Source organism: Neorhizobium alkalisoli, from assembly GCF_002968635.1.
Taxonomy (GTDB): Bacteria; Pseudomonadota; Alphaproteobacteria; order Rhizobiales; family Rhizobiaceae; genus Neorhizobium; species Neorhizobium alkalisoli.
Genome location: NZ_PVBN01000002.1, coordinates 319,552 through 339,839, shown reverse-complemented (window position 1 = coordinate 339,839; position 20,288 = coordinate 319,552). Strand labels below are relative to the sequence as shown.

Sequence of the window (20,288 nt, the reverse complement as noted above, 5' to 3'; positions counted from 1 at the left end):
CGAGCGGTCTTCTAGAACCCCAGCCAGACCCTTATCGGATGGGCAGGATCGGCGATCAGCTTGATGGCAAGCGACAGGCAGGAGACGATCAGCAGCGGCTTGATGAGCTTCGCGCCGTTCTTCATCGCGAGCCGCGAGCCGACCTGGGCGCCGAGGAACTGGCCGACGCCCATCAACAGGCCGATCTTCCAAAGCACTGAACCGGTTGCCGCAAAAATCAGGAACGAACCGAAGTTCGAGCCGAGATTGATGAGTTTCGTATGGGCGGTCGCCTTCAACATGCCGAAGCCGGCGAGCAGCACGAATCCGAGCATGTAGAAAGAGCCGGCTCCCGGACCGAAGACGCCGTCGTAGAGTCCGACGAGCGGAACCACGCTGAGGCCGAAGACGAATGGCGTCACCCTTTGGTGACCGTCGACATCGTTGAGGTTCGGCTTGATGGAGAAGAATATGGCGATCGCGATCAGCAGGAAGGGAATTGCGGCCGCAAGCCATTCCGCGGGCACCAGCGAGGCCAGAACCGCGCCCACGGCACCGCCGATCATCGACATGATCGCCATCGGCATCTGGCGCTTCAGATTGACGTGGCCGCGTCGTGCGTAGGCGATGGTCGCCGAGGCTGAGCCGAATTGCGACTGCAGCTTGTTCGTGGCCAAGGATTCCAGGGGCGGGATTCCCGCGATCAGCATGGCCGGGATGGTGATCAACCCACCACCGCCAGCGATGGAATCGACGAAACCGGCGAAAACGGATGCGAGAAAGAGCAAAAGGACAAGGTGCGAAGCGAGTTCGTTCAAAGGGTAGACTCAATCGAGGGGAGGGATATGCGGATGGCGCGGCGCTTTTCGCACCGGATGGGGATAGGTACAAGGAGGCTCCCCGGAGAACAGCCATGCCGCAAGCGGGATTGCTCTTCGAGCGTTTGACGCTATTGTGCGCGGCTTTGAAAGCTGCGGAACATGGGGATGAAGCACATGCACAAGGTCATTTTCGACACGGATCCCGGCGTCGACGACGCGATGGCGCTGCTTTTCCTGCACCGGCATCCGGAGATCGATATCTTGGGCGTGACGACGGTTTTCGGTAACGTTCCGCTCGACCTCACCACCCGCAATGCGCAGTTTCTGCATCGGGAATGGGGAATTTCCGCGCCGATTTCGAAAGGCGCCGACAAGACGATAGATCCGTCCCGCACCGACGATCGCGCGGCATCCGTCGTGCATGGCGCCGACGGCCTCGGCAATATCGGCGTGCCGCAGCTGATCGACTGGCCGCTCGATTCGAGGCCTGCCCATCAGTTTATCATCGAGACGGTGCGCGCCAATCCGGGCGAGATCACGCTGATCGCGGTCGGACGCATGACCAATCTGGCACTGGCCTTGCGGGCTGATCCGGAGATCGCCCATCTGGTCAAGGAAGTCATCGTCATGGGCGGTGCCTTCGACGTCGGCGGCAACGTTACCCCGGCAGCGGAAGCGAATATCTACGGCGATCCGGAAGCGGCCGACATTCTCTTCACCGCGCCGTGGAAAGTCACCATCGTCGGGCTCGACGTGACCATGAAGACGATCATGTCGGCGGACTACCTCGCTCATATGGTGAAATCGGGGGAGAGCTCGCTGCAGCTTCTTTCCGATCTCTCGCAATATTACATCGACTTCTATCGGAGCCGTGCAGGGTTGGCCGGGATGGCGGTGCACGACAGCACGGCTTGCGTCTATCTGGTCCGGCCGGACCTCTTCACCCTTCGCACCGGCCCTGTCCGGGTCGTATCGGGCGGCATCGCCGACGGTGCGACGATCCAGGCGCCGGATAGCGGCCGCAAGTTCATCGGAACGCCATGGGACGGCCATCCGAGCCAGTCGGTCTGTACTTTTGTCCAGTCCGACGCGGTGCTCGAGGTCATCCGCGCCGCGCTGGTCGAGGGCCGCCCGGCAATTGCTGTTTAGGCAACAGTTCCCATGCAAATTCGTGCATGGAAAACGAAGCCATTGGCATTTGGTATCGATTTCCCTATGTGGGACCTTGATTTTGATATTCTTCAGAGGACATGGGCGTGACTGCTACATTCGACAAAGTTGCCGACATCATCGCTGAGACCAGCGAAATCGATCGCGAAACGATCACGCCGGAAAGCCACACGATCGATGACCTGGGCATCGATAGCCTCGACTTTCTGGATATCGTCTTCGCGATCGACAAGGAATTCGGCATCAAGATTCCGCTGGAACAGTGGACCCAGGAAGTCAACGAGGGCAAGGTTTCGACGGAAGAATACTTCGTCCTCAAGAACCTCTGCGCCAAGATCGACGAGCTGAGGGCGGCAAAGGCCTGATAGGCCGCCGGCAATCTTATGTTGCTCGAATATTTCCAGATGATCGACCGCATCGAGGCGGTCGATCTCGGGACCAAAGTGTTGAAGGCGCAATCGGTCGTGCCGGCGAAGAGCCCCGTCTTCGAGGGCCATTTCCCGGGCATGCCGCTGGTACCGGGCGTTCTCCTGATCGAGACCATGGCGCAGGCTTCCGGCTTCCTCGTTCTCGCAGCCACCGATTTTTCGGCGATGCCGTTCCTGATGTCGGTGGACGGCGCCAAGATGCGCTCCTTCGTCGAGCCGGATGCCGTGCTCGACATCGAGGCGTTTCTGGAGCATGAGGGCTCCGGTTACGCGGTTACGAAAGCGAAGATTTCCAGCGGCGGGAAGAAGGTCTGCGACGCGCAGCTGAAACTGCGCACCATGCCCTTCAGCGAGATTCCGCTGGCGCCGATCATCCGCAAGCGTGCGGAGGAAGTCGGCTTGATGGCTGCGATTGCCGCCAGCGCTTAAAGCCCCGGCCGTCGAAGCGGTGGGCAAAGAGGACATTATGAAGTCTGACAATGATGTCGTGATTACCGGGATCGGAATTGTCACCTGCCAGGGCGTCGGCAAGGAGCCGCATGTCGCCCTGCTTTCGGCGACGGAAGCGGGAAGCCCGAAGGTGGAGACCGAGCGTTTTGCTCCCTATCCGATCCATCCGATGCCCGAGATCGACTGGTCGACGCAAATTGCAAAGCGCGGCGACCAGCGGCAGATGGAAAACTGGCAGCGGCTCGGCGTGTTTTCCGCGGGCCTCGCTCTCGACGATGCGGGCCTGAAGACGGACGCGGACGCCTGTGCCTCCATGGACATGATCGTGGCGGCGGGCGGCGGCGAGCGCGACATCAAGGTCGATTCGCTGATCGTCGACGAGGCGCTGAAACGCAACGACCGGGAAATGCTCCTCAACGAGAAGCTCACCACGGAGCTGCGCCCAACGCTGTTTCTTGCCCAGCTTTCCAATCTGGTCGCCGGCAATATCTCGATCGTGCACAAGGTGACCGGTTCGTCGCGGACCTTCATGGGTGAGGAGTCGGCCGGCATTTCGGCTGTCGAGACGGCCTTCCACCGCATCAGGTCCGGGCAGTCGAGCCACAGCCTCGTCGGCGGCGCTTTTGTTGCCGAACGTGCCGATATCATTCTCCTGGTCGAGGGTATTCAAGCCCACGCGACCGGCGACTGGCGTCCGATCTGGTCACGCTCGGCTGGTGACGGCGGCGGCATGATCATGGGTTCAGTCGGTGCCTTTCTGGTGCTGGAGTCGCGTGCTCATGCCAAGGCGCGGGGCGCGCATATCTACGCGGTGATCGACGCGATCGAAGGCGACCGCGGTCCGCGCGACGAAGGCAAACTCGAAGCACGTCTTGCCCGTCTGGCCGGCCACGCATCCGGCGTTCCCGCAAACGACACGGTTGTCTTTTCGGGCACGAGCGGGATCGTCGATCTTGCAGCTCGCGAAAGAGCGGTGCTGGACAAGGAATTTCCCGGTGCCCCGGTCCGTGGATTTGGCGGGGTCACCGGTCACGGCATGGAGGCGCAATTCCCGCTCGGCCTTGCACTCGCCGCCCTCAGCTTGGATGGCGCCGCGCGTGTTCCTACATTCGATGTGAAGAACGAAAAGCCGATGACGACGGCCGTAAAACATGCGGTAGTTACGACGGTCGGTTACACGCGCGGCGAGGGCCTTGCGGTCCTTTCTGCCGACGCGTGAAGGAGAGCTTTATGAGCGACAATCGCTTCAAGGATCATCTCGGCCGCCCGATCGTCGCGGTCACAGGCATGGGCGTCATCACCTCGCTCGGCCAGGGACTACAGGACAACTGGGCGGCGCTCACCTCGGGTACGTCCGGCATCCACAAGATCACCCGCTTCCCGACCGAGAAGCTTTCGACGAGGATCAGCGGCACGGTCGATTTCATTGCCGTGCCTGCGGAAAATTCCGTTGAACGCTCTTTCGCCTTTGCCCGCGAAACCACCGCCGAGGCGCTCGCGCAAGCCGGGCTTTCGGGTGATTTCGAAGGCCCGCTTTTCCTGGCGGCGCCGCCGGTCGAGCCTGAATGGAGCGATCGGTTCGCGCTTGCGGACCGCGCACCGCCGTCGAAATCCGAAGGCGACGCCTATGACCGGTTCCTTGCGGCGATGCGTCAGCGTCCCGATCCGGTCTTCCTGGAAGCGGTACAGTTCGGCTCGATCTCGGAACGCCTTGCCGACACATTCGGTACGCGCGGCCTGCCGGTGACGCTGTCGACGGCCTGCGCCTCCGGCGCGACCGCGATCCAACTCGGCGTCGAAGCAATCCGCCAGGGCCGCACGGACCGCGCCCTGACGGTCGCGACTGATGGCTCGGTCAGCGCCGAGGCACTCATCCGCTTCTCGCTGCTGTCGGCGTTGTCCACGCAGAACGACCCGCCGGAGAAGGCTTCAAAACCCTTCAGCAAGGACCGCGACGGCTTCGTGATAGCCGAAGGCGCCGCGACACTGGTGCTGGAATCGCTCGAATCGGCGGTCGCCCGTGGCGCAAAAATCCTGGGCATCATGAAGGGCTGCGGTGAGAAGGCCGACCATTTCCACCGCACCAGGTCCTCGCCGGACGGCGGTCCGGCGATCGCCACGATCCGGGCAGCGCTCGCCGATGCCGGTATGGACGAAGGCGGTATCGGCTACATCAACGCCCATGGCACCTCGACGCCGGAAAACGACAAGATGGAGTATGGCTCCATGCTGGCCGTCTTCGGCGACAGGCTTAAGGATATCCCGGTGTCGTCCAACAAGTCGATGATCGGTCATACGCTGACGGCTGCCGGCGCCGTCGAAGCCGTATTCTCGTTCCAGACGATGCTGACCGGCACGCTGCCGCCGACCATCAACTACACCAATCCCGATCCGACGATCGTGCTCGACGTGGTGCCGAACACCAAGCGCAATGCTTCGCCGAAGGCGGTTCTTTCAAACTCCTTCGGCTTCGGCGGCCAGAACGCCAGCCTTGTCATGGCGCTGGAACCGGCCTAGAGCGCCGTGCGTCCCTTCGGACGCACAAAGGACGCTCTAAATTCTTGAATCTACGCAGCATGCTTTCCAAAAATCGATTTCGATTTTTGGGCCGATGCTGTAGAGACCGTCGCCAATCACGTTTGACGAATTGAACGCCTCCGGGCGAAGGAAGACCCATTATGCGCGCTCTGCAACTGATCGACGACCGCAAGCTCGAGGCGGTGGATATTCCCGAACCCGAAGCGCCCGGCCCGGGCGAGGTGACGCTCCGCGTAAAGGCAGTGGCGCTGAACCACATCGACGTCTGGGGCTGGCGCGGCATGGCATTTGCCAAACGCAAGATGCCGCTGACGATCGGCGCGGAAGCCTCCGGCGTCGTCGAGGCGATCGGTCCGGGCGTGTCGAATGTCCTGCCGGGGCAGCTTGTGTCGATCTACGGCGCGCGCACTTGCGGCCTCTGCAAGCCCTGCCGCGAAAAACGTGACAACCTCTGCGAAAACGTATCCGGCGTGCATGGCTTCCATCTCGATGGCTTTGCGCAGGAAAAGGCGAACCTTCCCGCCCGCCTGTTGGTGCCGGCGCCTCCAGGCGTGGATGCGGTGGCTGCGGCACTCGCCCCCGTCACCTTCGGCACCGTCGAACACATGCTCTTCGATAACGCCAAACTCCAGCCGGGAGAGACGATCCTTGTTCATGCCGGCGGCTCGGGCATCGGCACGGCAGCAATCCAGCTCGCCAGGAAGATGGGCTGCACCGTCATCACGACAGTCGGCTCGGACGACAAGATCGAGAAGGCAAAGGCGCTCGGCGCCGATCACGTCATCAACTACCGGACCGACCGTTTCGAAGGTGTTGTCCGTAAGCTCACCAGGAAGAAGGGCGTCGACGTCGTCTTCGAGCATGTCGGCAAGGATACCTGGGCCGGCTCGATGCTGTGCATGAAACGCGGCGGCCGCCTCGTCACCTGCGGCTCGACGTCAGGCGTTTCGACCGAAATGAACCTGATGATGCTCTTCCAGCAGCAGCTGAAACTGCTGGGCTCCTTCGGCTGCCGGATGGAAAACATGGCCGACGCCATGCAGAAGATGGCACAAGGCATCGTTCATCCCGTCATCGATACGGAAGTCACCTTCGGTGACATCGACAAGGCGCTGGCACGGATGGAAAGCCGGCAGATCTTCGGCAAGATCGTGCTGCGTATGGATTGATTGAGGCTGCCGCTCGTGAAGATGTTTCTCACCCGGATCGTGATCGCGCTCAGAAACTTCCAGCAATGGCTGGTGGCGCAGATCGCTTTCGGATTTCTCAATCTCCTGAAGGTTTTCCCCGCCGATCCGGCGATCCGCTTTGCCGACCGGATTGCGCGGCGCGTCGGCCCGAAGCTCGGCAGGCATAAGCTGATGCTGATCAACCTGCGCAATGCCTATCCCGAAAAGAGCGAGGAAGAGCTGCAGGAGATCGCGGTCGCCAGCTGGGGACATATGGGTCGTCTTGCGGCGGAATACGTGTTCCTCGACCGATTGTTCGATTTCGATCCGGAGCGGCCGGAGCCGGGCAGGGTGGAGGTATCGGGGATTCCGATCTTCGTCGACCTTCGCGACAATCCGCGGCCCTTCATCGTCTTTACCGGGCATACCGGCAATTTCGAGCTGCTGCCGGTCGCCGGCAAGGCTTTCGGTCTGGAAGTCATGGTTCTTTTCCGCCCGCCGAACAATCCATACATCGCCAAGAAGGTCTTCGACTTCAGGGCAGACCGTATGGGTAAACTCGTGCCCTCCCATGCAGGCTCCTCCTTTGCGCTGGCTCGCCGGCTGGATCAGGGCGGCGGCGTCGGGGTGCTCGTGGATCAGAAGTTCCGCAAGGGGCTGAAGACTAGTTTTTTCGGCAGGCCGGTACAGACCAATCCCCTGCTTGCCAAGCTCGTCCGCCAGTTTAACGCGGAGGTTTATCCCGCCCGCTGCATCCGTTTGCCGGACAACCGGTATCGGCTGGAGATCGAACCGAAGATCGAATTGCCGCGCGACGAGAAGGGCAATCTCGATGTTCAGGCGACCGGGCAGATCCTCAACGACAAGGTGGAGAGCTGGGTGCGTGAATATCCCGAGCAATGGCTCTGGTACCACGACCGCTGGAAAATCAAGTGGTCGCTATGACCGCGCTGCTCTCCAGATAGCGTCCATTACCCGCATTCGCGATTTTTCCGCATCAATTCATCGGCCACAAATTGGGTCCGATTCTGAGAAAAGAATTAATGCAAATCGCTTTGAATGGCGGAGACGCCGTGCTCCTGAGGAAGGGCCGGCATGTCTCCGAGACGGGAGAGGGTGCATTCTTGGAAGCTTTGATCGATCTCTTCTGGTCCAAATATGCCGATCTGCAGCAGGCGGTCGAGCGTGACGACATGCACACCATCGCAGCCCTCGATCGCGAACTCGACCCGCTTCTGCTCGCCATCTTCTCCAATCAGGAAAAAGAGCCGGCCAATATCCAGGCCCAGTTCCGCTTCGCGCTCGACCTCCTGAACGAGGAGGCCGATGACAGGGGCTGCGTGCGGCGCAACGGTCACCTTTTACAGATGCTTGTCGAGCGCTATGTGCTCCCGGATGGCCCCATGTCTGCGGATCAGCCCGCCGGTTCGGAACCCGATGGCGCAGCGGTCCTGGCGGACGCCCTGGCCGACGGTTTTCTCGACGACGCACTTCTGAACCGGATATCCGATCGTATCGTCGTGGTCGGTCCCGGCTATCGGATCTTTTATTCGAACGAGACCAATGCCCGCCGTCTGGACGTGCCGCGCGAAGAACTGATCGGACGGCATTTTGCGGAATTCGTCGGCATTCATCATTTTCAGAACGAATTCAGGGCAAGTCTCGACCGATGTTTTGCCGGCGAAAGCCTTTCGCTGACCTATGCCGACCAGATCGACGGCCAGACCGTTGTCGTTCGCTGCCGCATGTCGCCGTGCCTGTCAGGTGCGGCGAAGCTCGGCGCCCTCCTGGTGATGCAGGAGACGGCTGACCGCCGTCGCCCCGCCGCTTGAGGGTTTACTTGTCCGACCAGACGGCCAGTTCATAACCCTCCGGATCGGCGAAATGAAATCGCCGTCCGCCGGGAAAGGAAAAGATCGGCTTGAGGATCACGCCGCCGGCCTTCTCGATTCGTGCCTGCGCGTGCTCTATGTCGTCCGCAAAGAGGATGACAAGCGGCCCTCCCTTGGCGCTCACGTCCGCTGACTTGGCAAAACCTCCCGTCAGCCGGCCGTCCTGAAACTCGCAATAGTCCGGACCGTAATCCGTAAACGTCCAGCCGAATGCCGAACCATAGAAGGCCTTGGCTTTGTCGATATCGCGCACGTTGAATTCGACATAGTCGATCTTCCGGTCCGCTCCTGCGGTTCCCATGTCCGTCTCCCTATTTCTCGTGTTCCAGAAGGTGTTTCAACGTTGTCAGATCCTTCACCACATGGGCGGCATCCGCTTCAAAGGCTGCGTCGTCCAGATCGGGCCGTTGAAACAGCGTGAACGTGACTTCGGCGCCATCGCCGTTCGGCACGACTCGCAGATGATTGTCGACGACCAATCCGGTTTCCATTCTGACCTGATGGTCGAGAATGCCGAACGGGTTGTCCGGTGTGAAGCGTACGTGCACCTTTCCGATCGGACCGCCGTCGCCCACCCAGTCCTCGCCCTCCCGGGTGAGGCCGGATGCGAGGCCGGACGCCCAGAGCGGCATGTTTTCAGGTTTGCTTGCGAAAGCGTAGACCTCCCGCCAGGGCTTTTCGATGCTGATATGGATGATGCGTGCGGGCAATATCGACATGACTTTCTCCGTCTCTTGCCATCTTCGTTCCAGGATAACCCGAGAAGATAGAACAAAACAAGATCGCCCGCTGAATGACGACACGATGATGCGTTGGCTGCGAGGTGGATGTCATGGAAATTTAATCGTTTAGCGTCGCGTCTGCCTTGCCGTTTGAATATTTGAATGCGACAACAGCCGCGAATCTTCAAATGGAGGCACATCCGTGGAACAGGCAGAAATCGGCCTTATCGGGCTCGGCGTCATGGGCTCTAACCTCTCTCTCAATATCGCCGAGAAGGGCAACAAGATCGCCGTCTTCAACCGCTCTCCGGAAGCGACGCGCAAGTTTTACGCCGAAGCCGGCGACTTGCAGGGCCAGGTCGTTCCCTGCGAGACGTTGGAGGAATTTGTTGCCGCCATTCGCCCGCCACGGCCGATCATCATCATGATCAAGGCCGGCGATCCGGTGGACCAGCAGATGGAACTTCTGAAGCCCTATCTGTCTGCAGGCGACATCATGATCGACGCCGGCAACGCCAATTTCCGCGACACGATGCGCCGCTTCGACAATCTGAAGGATAGCGGCCTGACCTTCATCGGCATGGGCGTGTCCGGTGGTGAAGAGGGTGCCCGGCACGGTCCGTCGATCATGGTCGGCGGCACCGAGGAAAGCTGGAAGCGTGTCGAAAAGGTCCTGACCTCGATCTCCGCCAAATTCAACGACGAGCCCTGTGTCGCCTGGCTCGGGCAGAATGGCGCCGGTCATTTCGTCAAGACGATCCACAACGGCATCGAATATGCCGACATGCAGATGATCGCGGAAATCTACGGTATCCTGCGCGATGGCCTCGGCATGAGCGCGACGGAGATCGGCGAAGTCTTCGGCAAATGGAATACCGGCCGCCTCAACTCCTATCTCATCGAAATCTCCGAAAAGGTTCTGAAGGCCGCCGATCCGATCTCCGGCAAGCCGATGGTCGATCTCATCGTGGATGCCGCCGGCCAGAAGGGTACCGGAAAGTGGTCGGTCATCGAAGCCCAGAACATGGGTGTTGCGGCGACCGCCATCGAAGCCGCCGTTGCCGGACGTATTCTGTCTTCCCAGAAGACGGAGCGCGAGGCAGCGGAAAAGATTTTCGGCCTGCCGAAGATCGCCGACACGCCGAAGGACAAGGCTGCATTCATCGACGATCTCGAAAATGCGTTGCTCGCCGCCAAGATAGGTGCCTATGCTCAGGGCTTCGCGGTCATGTCTGCGGCGTCGAGCGAATATGGCTGGAACCTGCCGATGCCGACGATCGCCAAGATATGGCGCGCCGGCTGCATCATCCGCTCGCAGTTCCTCGATGAGATCACCTCGGCATTCACCAAGGATCCGCATGTGGCGAACCTGATCGTCACGCCGGCCTTCTCGCAGATGGTGAAGGATACCGATGGCGCTCTTCGCCGGGTCGTCTCGTTTGCCGCACTTTCCGGCCTACCGACTCCGGCCCTTGCTTCGGCGCTTTCCTATTTCGATGCCTACCGACGCGGCCGCGGCACGGCTAACTTGATCCAGGCGCAGCGCGACTTCTTCGGCGCCCATGGCTTCGATCGCGTCGACGGCGTCGACAAGCACCATGGCCCATGGGGCAGCGGTCTCGCCGAATTTGCCTGATCCGGAAAAGCAATTCCCATAGATCGAAGCCCGCCGACAAGGCGGGCTTTTTGCATGCACGCCCATCGGCACATGGCGGCGGTGACCCGAGCGGTCAAACGTGCCGCCAGACATTCACCGCGGAAATCAGCAGAATCAATGCAAGCGCCGGCAGCAGAATGGCATCTGGCACGAGACCCAGAAGCATGCCGCCTAGGAATGTGCCGACAATCGACCCGATGGCCATTATTATCAGGAACAGCCTGTTTCTGGTGAGAGCGGAGAAGCTGTCGTCTCGGCTGTATCTTGTAAATCCGACGAGCATGGTCGGGAGGCTCACCGCAAGGGACAGGCTGCCTGCGAGTTTGATATCCACGCCGAAGAGAAGCACGAGCGTCGGGATCAGTAGTTCGCCGCCTGCTACGCCGAGCAATGCGGCGACGATACCGATGACGAAGCCCGCAATCACACCCGCGACGAGCTGAGCCGGTCCGGTGATTAGAGCCTGGCTGGATGTCAACTGATGTCCCAAGACAAGGACCACCGCGATGGCGACCAGCATGGCGGCAATGACCTTATGCAGCGTTTCCGACCGCAGACGCGTCGCCCATCCCGCACCGAGCCAGGCGCCGAGCAGGCTTCCGGCAAGAAGGTTGATAATGATTGGCCAATGACCGGCGACCGCGCCGAGGGGAACGGCTCCGCTGCGGAACGGGATCGCGGTGGCGACCACCACCAGGCTCATCGCCTTGTTGAGTATTACGGCTTCAAGTGCCGCAAACCTAAACAGGCCGATCAGAAGAGGCAGGCGAAATTCCGCACCTCCAAGGCCTATCAAACCGCCGAGTCCTCCGATGAGTGTTCCGGCGCAGAAAGCGGCCGGCAGGCTGCGGGGAACGGGGGTGTCGGTAGCGTCGCTCATGGCGATATGTATGCACAGATATTTCGCATTGGATAGCCGACCAGGGGCGGGGCGACACAGTGGTTCCTGCCCTCAAATGGGGTGATGAGGGACGAAGTCGATGTGGCGAACCCTCAATCCCTCGGCGCTCTTTTCGACCAGACCGGCTGCGCCACGCTCTGGAGGAGCTCCGGCGCCACACCGTCGATGCGTGCCATCAGCGCCTTGGCCAGTTCGCGCCCGGACTGCCGCACATCCTCGTTGACCGTGTAGATCTCCGGACGGATCCAGTTCAGGAACTCGGCGGACTGCTTCGACACCATATCGAGATCGACGCCGAGCTTCTTGCCCGCGGCTTCCAAACCAGCGACCAAAGCGATCGTCGACGATCCGCTGATCGAGATGATGCCGTCCGGCGGCTCGGCAGAGCGCATCAGCCTCTCGGCATGAGCACGGATCTCGTCGAGCGGCGTTTCGCTCGTCACGCGCCCCATGGGAACCTCCACTCCGCCGAAATCCGCCAGTCCGCGTTCGAAGCCGTTGCGGCTATGGACATAGAAGGAAAAGCGGCTCTGCGGCGCGAGGAGGGCGATGCGCCGACGCCCCTTTTCGACGAGCTTCCGGACAGCCTGATAGACATAGGCCTCGTTGTCATAGTCGTGATAGGGGTGGACGATGCCCATATCGGTGCGGCCATGGGTGACGAAAGGAAGGTTCCGGTCCGTCATCAGCCGCACGCGCGCATCTTCGGGCTCTATGCGAGAGATGATCACCCCGTCGGCGGAGCCCGTGTCGAGGATGTAGCGCACCGGCACCATCGGATCCTTCTGGAAGGAATGCGGCGTTACCACCAAGTGATACTGGGTGCCGCCGAGCACCTCGGAAATCCCGTGTACGAGCTGGCTTGTGAAGCCCATCAACTCCTCGTCGATGCTCAGCACAAGGGCGATGACATTCGTCTTTCCGGTGCGTAGCCTGACGCCGGCGCGGTTCGGCTGGTAGCCGAGTTGGTTGGCGACGAGACGGACGCGTTCCTTGGTCTCCGCGCCGATATCCGGAGCGTCTTTGAGCGCCCGCGATACGGTGGTGATCCCCAAGCCTGTCATATAGGCGATCGTCTTCAAGGTAGGACGTTCACGGACCGTCTGCGACCCGCCTGTCCTTGATCTTTCGCTATCGTCCATTATTTGCCGTCACCGCCCGAGTCAGGTGGCCACTATACCGGGCCCAAGCTTGCCTGAAAACGGCGGCGACCCTTTCCTGTCTCCTCGCCAGAAACGAATAACTGAAACGATACAGTAAAAATGTCGAGGAGAATTTTGAAGCCATCCCGGTTTCTGCTCCCGAAGATTGTACAACGCAGATGCGAAGCTGTTTTTTGCGGGTGCTAAGTGGATGGATGCCAGTTCCCAGAGAAATGCGGGATTTTTAGCTTGCTCCCGGGCATTCTTCATCATGTCATCTTAAACCCTAAGTCCGACATAATACTCTCATGAGGTGTATTTTCTCGCGTTCGAATTTTTTTCCGGCGAAAGCGGTTGCGTGATCCCGGCGATTGGCCTAGGTTTTCACGGCAACGTTTCAGTGAGGGAGGACACTCATGAATATTCGTGCGATGGCGGCCGCTTTAGCCGCAACCGTAACACTGCCACTCGGCGCCGCTTATGCCACAGATCTGGAAGTCACCCATTGGTGGACCTCCGGTGGCGAGGCTGCCGCCGTGGGCGAACTCGCAAAGGCATTCAACGCGACAGGCAACAAGTGGGTCGATGGCGCCATCGCCGGCTCTGGTAGTACTGCACGCCCGATCATGATCAGCCGCATCACCGGCGGCGATCCCATGGGCGCCACTCAGTTCAACCATGGCCGTCAGGCGGAGGAACTGGTTCAGGAAGGCCTGATGCGCGACCTCACCGCGGTTGCGGAAAAGGGCAAGTGGAAGGACGTCATCAAGCCTGCAAGCCTGCTCGATTCCTGCACCATCGACGGCAAGATCTACTGCGCGCCGATCAACATCCATTCGTGGCAATGGCTGTGGCTTTCGAACGAAGCCTTCAAGAAGGCCGGCGTGGAGGTTCCGAAGAACTGGAATGACCTCGTTGCTGCGGCGCCCGCCTTGAAAAAGGCCGGAATTCAGCCGTTGGCGCTCGGTGGGCAGCCGTGGCAGGCCAACGGCCTGTTCGATGTGTTGACGATCTCGCTCGGCGGCAAGGATCTTTACGAAAAGGTCTACAAGGATAAGGACGCCAAAGTTGCCGGTGGTGCGGAAATGGCAAAGATTTTTGCCGCCGCAGCCCAGGCCCGCGACATGGCGAAGGGCAGCAATGTCCAGGACTGGAACCAGGCGACCAACATGGTCCTCACCGGCAAGGCCGGCGGTCAGATCATGGGTGACTGGGCACAGGGCGAGTTCCAGATCGCCGGCAAGAAGGCCGGTACCGATTACACCTGCCTTCCGGGTCTCGGCCTCAACGAATACCTGACGACCGGCGGCGACGCGTTCTATTTCCCGCTGCTGAAGGACGAAGAAAAGTCCAAGGCTCAGGATATTCTCGCGGCAGCGATCGTCGATCCGAAAACGCAGGTCGCCTTCAACCTGAAGAAGGGTTCTCTGCCCATCCGCAGCGACGTCGATCTCGCAGCTGCCAATGATTGCATGAAGAAGGGCCTCGATATCCTTGCCAAGGGCAATATCATAAAAAGCACCGATCAGCTTGTTTCCGCCGACACGCAGAAGCAGAAGGAGGACCTGATGTCCGAATTCTTCGCCAATGCGTCGATCACGCCGGAAGCCGCGCAGAAGCGCTTCGCGGATATCATCGGCTCGGCGGATTGATTTCCTCCCGAATGCCTCGGCAACCGGCCCCGTAGCTTACGGGGCCGGAACGAGGGTTTATATTCAGGAAACGGTTCATTCCCTGGAGAGGAGAGACCATGGCGGCACATGCTCCGACCGGCCGACCCAACCAGCTCTTCCGCAACCTCAATGCGAAGATCGCTTCCATCCCGATGATGCTCGTTGCCCTGGTGATCTTCCTCGGCGGCACCATCTGGACGGTGTTTTATTCCTTCACCAATTCCCGGCTTCTGCCACGGCTCAACTTCGTAGGCTTCGATCAATACGAGCGCCTCTGGGCGTCGTCGCGCTGGATCATCTCGATCCAGAACCTTGCGATCTACGGCATCTTGTCGCTGATCTTCAGCCTGGTCATCGGCTTCATGCTGGCGGCGCTGATGGATCAGAAGATCCGGTTCGAGAACACGTTCCGAACGATCTTCCTCTATCCCTTCGCTCTTTCCTTCATCGTCACCGGGCTCGTCTGGCAATGGATGCTCAACCCGGAATTCGGCGTCCAGTCGGTCATCCGGTCGCTCGGTTGGACCTCGTTCGCCTTCGATCCGCTCTATAATCCCGACATCGTCATCTACGGCATCCTGATCGCGGCTCTCTGGCAGGGCACCGGACTGGTCATGTGCCTGATGCTGGCCGGCCTGCGCGGCATAGACGAAGACATCTGGAAGGCGGCCCGCGTCGACGGCATCCCGATGTGGAAGACCTATCTTCTCATCATCATTCCCATGATGCGCCCGGTATTCATCACCACGCTCGTCATCATCGCGAGCGGCATCGTCAAGGTCTACGACCTCGTCGTCGCCCAGACCAGCGGCGGCCCCGGCAATGCCTCGGAAGTGCCGGCAAAATACGTCTACGACTACATGTTCCAGGCCCAGAACCTCGGCCAGGGTTTTGCCGCCTCGACGATGATGCTGCTGACGGTCGCGATCATCGTCGTTCCGTGGGCCTACCTCGAGTTCGGAGGACGCAAGCGTGGCTGATATCAGCACTCTCAACACCACTGTCGCGGGCTTTGATGCGGTCTCTTCGCGTCTTGCCTCCGGTCCGAGCGGCCGTAAGCCACGCCGTATGCTGTCGACCCGCAATATCGTGCTTTACGGGACGCTCACCGTCGCTGCGCTCTATTACCTGCTGCCGCTTTACGTGATGGTCGTCACCTCGCTCAAGGGCATGCCCGAAGTCCGTCTCGGCAACATCTTCTCGCCGCCGCTGGAAATCACCTTCGAGCCCTGGGTAAAGGCCTGGGCGCAGGCCTGCACCGGGCTGAATTGCGACGGTCTGTCCCGCGGCTTCTGGAACTCCGTGCGCATCCTCGTGCCCTCCGTCGTCGTTTCGATCGCGGTCGCCTCGGTCAGCGGTTACGCGCTTGCCAACTGGCGGTTCAAGGGCGCGGAGCTGTTCTTCTCGATCCTCATCATCGGCGCCTTCATTCCCTATCAGGTGATGATCTATCCGATCGTCATCGTCCTCAGGGAGTTGGGAATCTACGGCACGCTCACGGGGCTCGTCATCGTCCACACGATCTTCGGCATGCCGATCCTGACGCTGCTTTTCCGGAATTATTTCGCCTCGCTTCCGGTGGAGTTGTTCAAGGCGGCGCGTATCGACGGGGCCGGGTTCTGGCAGATCTATTTCCGGATCATGCTTCCCATGTCCCTGCCGATCTTCGTGGTGGCTATGATCCTGCAGGTCACCGGCATCTGGAACGACTTCCTGTTCGGTGTCGTGTTCACCCGGCCGGATACCTATCCGATGACCGTGCAGCTCAACAATATCGTCAATTCGGTTCAGGGCGTGAAGGAATACAACGTCAACATGGCGGCGACGCTGTTGACGGGCGCCGTTCCGCTCATCGTCTATTTCCTGTCCGGCCGGCTTTTCGTTCGCGGTATCGCCGCCGGCGCAGTCAAAGGGTAAGCCTGATGCACAATATCGTTTCCATCGGCAAGCAGAGCAGCGTCTCCATCCGCGATCTGTCGCTTTCTTTCGGATCGGTCACGGTTCTGGAGAATCTCAATCTCGACATCCGCGATGGCGAGTTCCTGGTGCTGCTCGGCTCCTCCGGCTGCGGCAAGTCCACGCTGCTCAATTGCATTGCAGGGCTTCTCGAACCCACCGAAGGCCAGATCTTCATCAAGGACCGGAACGTCACCTGGGAAGAGCCCAAGGATCGCGGCATCGGTATGGTCTTCCAGTCCTATGCGCTTTATCCGCAGATGACAGTGGAGAAGAACCTCTCGTTCGGCCTCCAGGTCGCCAAAGTGCCTAAGGACGAGATCGATCGCCGCGTGGCGCGCGCTGCCGGCATCCTGCAGATCGAACCGCTGCTGAAACGCAAACCGGCCGAACTTTCCGGCGGCCAGCGCCAGCGTGTGGCGATCGGGCGGGCACTGGTACGCGATGTCGACGTGTTCCTGTTCGACGAGCCGCTGTCGAACCTCGACGCCAAGCTGCGCTCGGAGCTGCGTGTCGAGATCAAGCGTCTGCATCAGTCGCTGGAGAACACGATGATCTACGTGACGCACGACCAGATCGAGGCGCTCACGCTTGCCGACCGGATCGCCATCATGAAGAGCGGCGTCATCCAGCAGCTCGATGACCCGGTGATCATCTACAATCGACCGAAGAACAGGTTCGTCGCGGGTTTCATCGGCTCGCCCTCGATGAATTTCCTCACCGGAGAACTGGTGGAGGAGGGCGGCCGCGTCGTCTTCAGAACGAACAACGTCAGCTTCTCTCTCGATGGTTACGATGCTTCCGAGCCGCTGAGGGCAGGGCGCAAGGTGATCCTCGGGGTCCGGCCGGAACATATCAAGGTGGATGGCGACATTCAGGGCGGAGAGGTCCATGAGGCGGTGGTCGACATCGAAGAGCCGATGGGCGCCGACAACCTTCTCTGGCTGAAGCATGCTGGCCATACCATGTCGGTGAGGATCGGTGGCGCTCGCCGCTATGCCGTCGGCACCAACGTTCGACTCGCTTTCGACATGACCATGGCCTCGCTGTTCGACGCCGAGACAGAAGATCGCATCTGATGTTGTGCGAGAGCCAGTTGGATGTGGGCCGATCGCCTTTGGGGCAATTACTGTCACGGCAAGCGGTACCCCCCTCTGTCCTGCCGGACATCTTCTCCTCAAGGGGGGAGATCACAAGTGGCCTGACCACCACCCTACAGCCGCCCACACGGCTTGCGGGACGTACGATGAGGAGAGGTGTGTGCGCGCCCAGCCAATCTCCCCACTTGAGGGGGAGATGTCCGGCAGGACAGAGGGGGGCTGGCACGGCACGCCGTGAATTTTCCAGGTGGGCATGGTAATGAATATCGACCTATCCGGCGCCTGGCGGCTTGCGTCTGCCGACGGAGCGCATCGAACCGAGATGGCGATCCCGGGCGACGTTCACAGCGCGCTGAAGGCGGCAGGCATTATTGCCGATCCCTATTTCGGGCGTAACGAGAACGATGTCCAATGGGTGGCCCAAGGTGAATGGATCGCCGAACGGCGGTTCATGGTGGATGACCCGGACGGCAGCTGGTATCTTGACATCACGGATCTCGATACTGTCGCGATCGTCTTCATCAACGGCGTTCCGGTACTCTCGGCCGACAATTGTTTCCGCCGTTATCGGCCGGATGTCTCCTCGACGCTTCAATCGGGCGAAAACACGATCCGCATCCATTTTCATTCGAGCGTTGCGGCGGGAGCCGATCGTCAGGCACGCCAGCCGTTCTATATTCCGTATTCCACGGCCAATTGCCCGATCCCGAACGGCAACATGCTGCGCAAGCCGCAATGCCATTTCGGCTGGGATTGGAATATCGCCCTCGCGCCGCTCGGTCTCTACGGCGAGATCTCGCTGAACAAGCTTAAAACGGCTCGCATAGAACATATCGTCACCAAGCAGAGACATGATCAAGGCAAGGTCGAGCTTCACGTCGCTCTGACGCTTTACGCGAGGGATCCCGGTATCGTGCCGGTGCATTTCGAGCTTGATGGGGAGCGGGTGCGGCTCGACTGCGGCATCGAGGCCGGCGAGACGGTGATCCGTCACGTCTTCGAGATCGATGACCCGAAGCTCTGGTGGCCGGCAGGCAGCGGCGACCAGCAGCTTTACAGGCTGACGGTCGATATTCCTGGCGAGACGGATACCCGCCAGATCGGCCTGCGGACCGTCGAACTGCTTACCGATCCCGACGAAGCCGGCAGCCGCTTTGCATTCCGCATCAACGGGCGCGAGATTTTCTGCCGTGGCGCGAACTGGATTCCGGCCGACGCGCTCTTTTCGCTGACCAGTCCCGAAAAGACAGAGGACCTGCTGCAATCCGCAGTCGACGCGAACATGAACATGATCCGCGTCTGGGGCGGAGGGTTCTATGAAGCCGACTGGTTCTACGACCTCTGCGACCGGCTCGGCCTGATGGTCTGGCAGGACTTTCAGTTCGCCTGCAACCTCTATCCGTCCACGTCAGACTTCCTGGAAAATGTCGAGGCGGAGGTGGATTACCAGATCCGTCGGCTGATCTCGCATCCGTCGATCGTTCTCTGGTGCGGCGACAACGAACTGGTCGGCGCGCTCAACTGGTTCAAGGAATCGCTGGAAAACCGGGATCGTTATCTGGTTTCCTACGATCGTCTGAACCGCGTGATCGAGCAGGCGCTCAGGCAAGCGGCGCCGGAGGCGATCTGGTGGCCGTCGAGCCCTGCCTCCGGTTATCTCGATTATGGCGACGCATGGCATGCGGACGGTTCCGGCGACATGCATTACTGGTCGGTCTGGCACGAAAACAAGCCGTTCGACAACTACCGTTCGGTTCGTCCTCGCTTCTGCTCGGAATTCGGTTTCCAGTCCTATACCTCGCTGCCGGTGATCGAGACCTATGCGGCGAGCAAGGACATGAACATCGCCTCGCCGGTGATCGAGCACCACCAGAAGAATGTCGGCGGCAACGAGCGCATCGCCGGCACGATGTTCCGCAATTTCCGGTTTCCGAAGGACTTTGCGAATTTCGTCTATCTCAGCCAGGTGCAGCAGGGCGTGGCGATCAAGACCGCGGTCGACTACTGGCGGTCCCTGAAGCCCCATTGCATGGGCGCTCTTTACTGGCAGCTCAACGACACCTGGCCGGTCGCCTCCTGGTCAAGTCTCGACTATGGCGGCGGCTGGAAGGTGCTGCATTACATGGCGCGGCGTTTCTTCCAGCCGGTTGCCGTAGCGGCGATCCCCTCCGAGGACGGTGGGGACATCCGGATTTCGCTGGTCAACGACACGCCGGCGGATGTCGCCGTAACCATCAATCTCTCCCTGCTGACGCTTTCTGGCGAACGCAAGCCGCTTCGCAGCATCGAGGCGGTCTGCACGCCCGATGCTGCTGTCACGGCTTTGACGATCCCGGTTTCGGATCTGCCGGAGAACTCGATTCTTGCCTGGACCTTCACCGCATCCAACGGGACGGGTGGAGATGGGCACTATGTCCACGGCGCCTACAAAGCCCTCGACCTGGAGCCGGCGGGCCTTGAGCTTTCCGTGTCTCCTGCCGGTGACGGCGCGGTGGATCTTCTCGTCCAGTCGAAGGGGCTCGCCCTTTTCGTATTGGTCGAGAGCAGCACTGCCGGCCGCTATTCCGACAATGCCTTCGATCTTGCCGCCGGCGAAAGCCGCCGGATCACCTTCACACCAGCCACACAAACGCACGTAGTCCCGAACTTCCGTATCTACGATCTCCATTCCTGCCAGACGGCAGGCTGAC

The 20,288-nt window shown here is 60.4% G+C and carries 19 protein-coding genes; 14 read left to right on the top strand and 5 right to left on the bottom strand.

Annotation, left to right across the window (positions count from 1 at the left end):
- Positions 1–11: 11 nt before the first annotated feature.
- Positions 12–797: a TSUP family transporter gene (locus tag C5L13_RS06140; RefSeq protein WP_105382374.1), complete on the bottom strand. Its 786-nt coding sequence runs from the start codon at positions 795–797 to the stop codon at positions 12–14.
- 177 nt (positions 798–974) lie between these two features.
- Between C5L13_RS06140 and C5L13_RS06135 the strand changes: the two genes are divergently transcribed.
- From C5L13_RS06135 to C5L13_RS06100, 8 genes are all read left to right on the top strand, one after another.
- Positions 975–1,949, top strand: coding sequence for a nucleoside hydrolase (locus C5L13_RS06135; protein WP_105382635.1), 975 nt, complete (start codon positions 975–977; stop codon positions 1,947–1,949).
- A gap of 101 nt (positions 1,950–2,050) precedes the next feature.
- Positions 2,051–2,335 (top strand): acyl carrier protein, encoded by a 285-nt coding sequence (locus C5L13_RS06130; protein ID WP_105373468.1) that lies wholly within the window; start codon positions 2,051–2,053, stop codon positions 2,333–2,335.
- Between the two features lie 18 nt (positions 2,336–2,353).
- Positions 2,354–2,827 carry a 3-hydroxyacyl-ACP dehydratase FabZ family protein gene (locus C5L13_RS06125; RefSeq protein WP_105382373.1) on the top strand — a complete coding sequence of 158 codons (474 nt, stop codon included), beginning with the start codon at positions 2,354–2,356 and terminating at the stop codon, positions 2,825–2,827.
- A 34-nt stretch (positions 2,828–2,861) separates the two neighbouring features.
- Positions 2,862–4,067, top strand: coding sequence for a beta-ketoacyl-ACP synthase (locus C5L13_RS06120; protein WP_170117225.1), 1,206 nt, complete (start codon positions 2,862–2,864; stop codon positions 4,065–4,067).
- An 11-nt stretch (positions 4,068–4,078) separates the two neighbouring features.
- Positions 4,079–5,365: a beta-ketoacyl-ACP synthase gene (locus tag C5L13_RS06115; protein ID WP_105382372.1), complete on the top strand. Its 1,287-nt coding sequence runs from the start codon at positions 4,079–4,081 to the stop codon at positions 5,363–5,365.
- A 161-nt stretch (positions 5,366–5,526) separates the two neighbouring features.
- Positions 5,527–6,555 (top strand): zinc-binding dehydrogenase, encoded by a 1,029-nt coding sequence (locus C5L13_RS06110; RefSeq protein ID WP_105382371.1) that lies wholly within the window; start codon positions 5,527–5,529, stop codon positions 6,553–6,555.
- 15 nt (positions 6,556–6,570) lie between these two features.
- Positions 6,571–7,500 carry a lipid A biosynthesis lauroyl acyltransferase gene (locus tag C5L13_RS06105; protein ID WP_105382633.1) on the top strand — a complete coding sequence of 310 codons (930 nt, stop codon included), beginning with the start codon at positions 6,571–6,573 and terminating at the stop codon, positions 7,498–7,500.
- A 98-nt stretch (positions 7,501–7,598) separates the two neighbouring features.
- A complete protein-coding gene (locus tag C5L13_RS06100) occupies positions 7,599–8,387 on the top strand; it encodes a PAS domain-containing protein (protein WP_105382370.1) in 789 nt (262 codons plus the stop codon).
- 4 nt (positions 8,388–8,391) lie between these two features.
- On the opposite strand, the gene C5L13_RS06095 is transcribed toward C5L13_RS06100, so the two are convergent.
- Both C5L13_RS06095 and C5L13_RS06090 read right to left on the bottom strand, forming a co-directional pair.
- On the bottom strand, positions 8,392–8,748 hold the full coding sequence (locus C5L13_RS06095; RefSeq protein WP_105382369.1) for a VOC family protein: 357 nt from the start codon (positions 8,746–8,748) through the stop codon (positions 8,392–8,394).
- A 10-nt stretch (positions 8,749–8,758) separates the two neighbouring features.
- Positions 8,759–9,166: an SRPBCC family protein gene (locus tag C5L13_RS06090; protein ID WP_105382368.1), complete on the bottom strand. Its 408-nt coding sequence runs from the start codon at positions 9,164–9,166 to the stop codon at positions 8,759–8,761.
- 205 nt (positions 9,167–9,371) lie between these two features.
- Here C5L13_RS06090 and gndA point away from each other — a divergent pair, with 205 nt between their 5' ends.
- Positions 9,372–10,805: an NADP-dependent phosphogluconate dehydrogenase gene (gene gndA / locus C5L13_RS06085; protein WP_105382367.1), complete on the top strand. Its 1,434-nt coding sequence runs from the start codon at positions 9,372–9,374 to the stop codon at positions 10,803–10,805.
- A 94-nt stretch (positions 10,806–10,899) separates the two neighbouring features.
- Here the strand turns inward: gndA and C5L13_RS06080 are convergent, their stop codons facing one another.
- On the bottom strand, positions 10,900–11,706 hold the full coding sequence (locus C5L13_RS06080) for a sulfite exporter TauE/SafE family protein (protein WP_105382366.1): 807 nt from the start codon (positions 11,704–11,706) through the stop codon (positions 10,900–10,902).
- Positions 11,707–11,819: 113 nt separating this feature from the next.
- A complete protein-coding gene (locus C5L13_RS06075) occupies positions 11,820–12,869 on the bottom strand; it encodes a LacI family transcriptional regulator (RefSeq protein ID WP_105382365.1) in 1,050 nt (349 codons plus the stop codon).
- Between the two features lie 416 nt (positions 12,870–13,285).
- On the opposite strand from C5L13_RS06075, the gene C5L13_RS06070 reads away from it, so the two are divergent.
- The 5 genes from C5L13_RS06070 to C5L13_RS06045 all read left to right on the top strand — a co-directional run bounded on the left by C5L13_RS06070 (position 13,286) and on the right by C5L13_RS06045 (position 20,287).
- Positions 13,286–14,521: an ABC transporter substrate-binding protein gene (locus C5L13_RS06070; RefSeq protein ID WP_105382364.1), complete on the top strand. Its 1,236-nt coding sequence runs from the start codon at positions 13,286–13,288 to the stop codon at positions 14,519–14,521.
- 98 nt (positions 14,522–14,619) lie between these two features.
- A complete protein-coding gene (locus tag C5L13_RS06065) occupies positions 14,620–15,522 on the top strand; it encodes a carbohydrate ABC transporter permease (protein WP_105382363.1) in 903 nt (300 codons plus the stop codon).
- On the top strand, positions 15,515–16,459 hold the full coding sequence (locus C5L13_RS06060; RefSeq protein ID WP_105382362.1) for a carbohydrate ABC transporter permease: 945 nt from the start codon (positions 15,515–15,517) through the stop codon (positions 16,457–16,459). Before C5L13_RS06065 ends, C5L13_RS06060 begins: the two co-directional genes overlap by 8 nt.
- A 5-nt stretch (positions 16,460–16,464) precedes the next feature.
- On the top strand, positions 16,465–17,577 hold the full coding sequence (locus C5L13_RS06055; protein ID WP_105382361.1) for an ABC transporter ATP-binding protein: 1,113 nt from the start codon (positions 16,465–16,467) through the stop codon (positions 17,575–17,577).
- Positions 17,578–17,857: 280 nt separating this feature from the next.
- Positions 17,858–20,287 (top strand): beta-mannosidase, encoded by a 2,430-nt coding sequence (locus tag C5L13_RS06045; protein WP_407070405.1) that lies wholly within the window; start codon positions 17,858–17,860, stop codon positions 20,285–20,287.
- The last annotated feature ends 1 nt before the right edge of the window (position 20,288 follow it).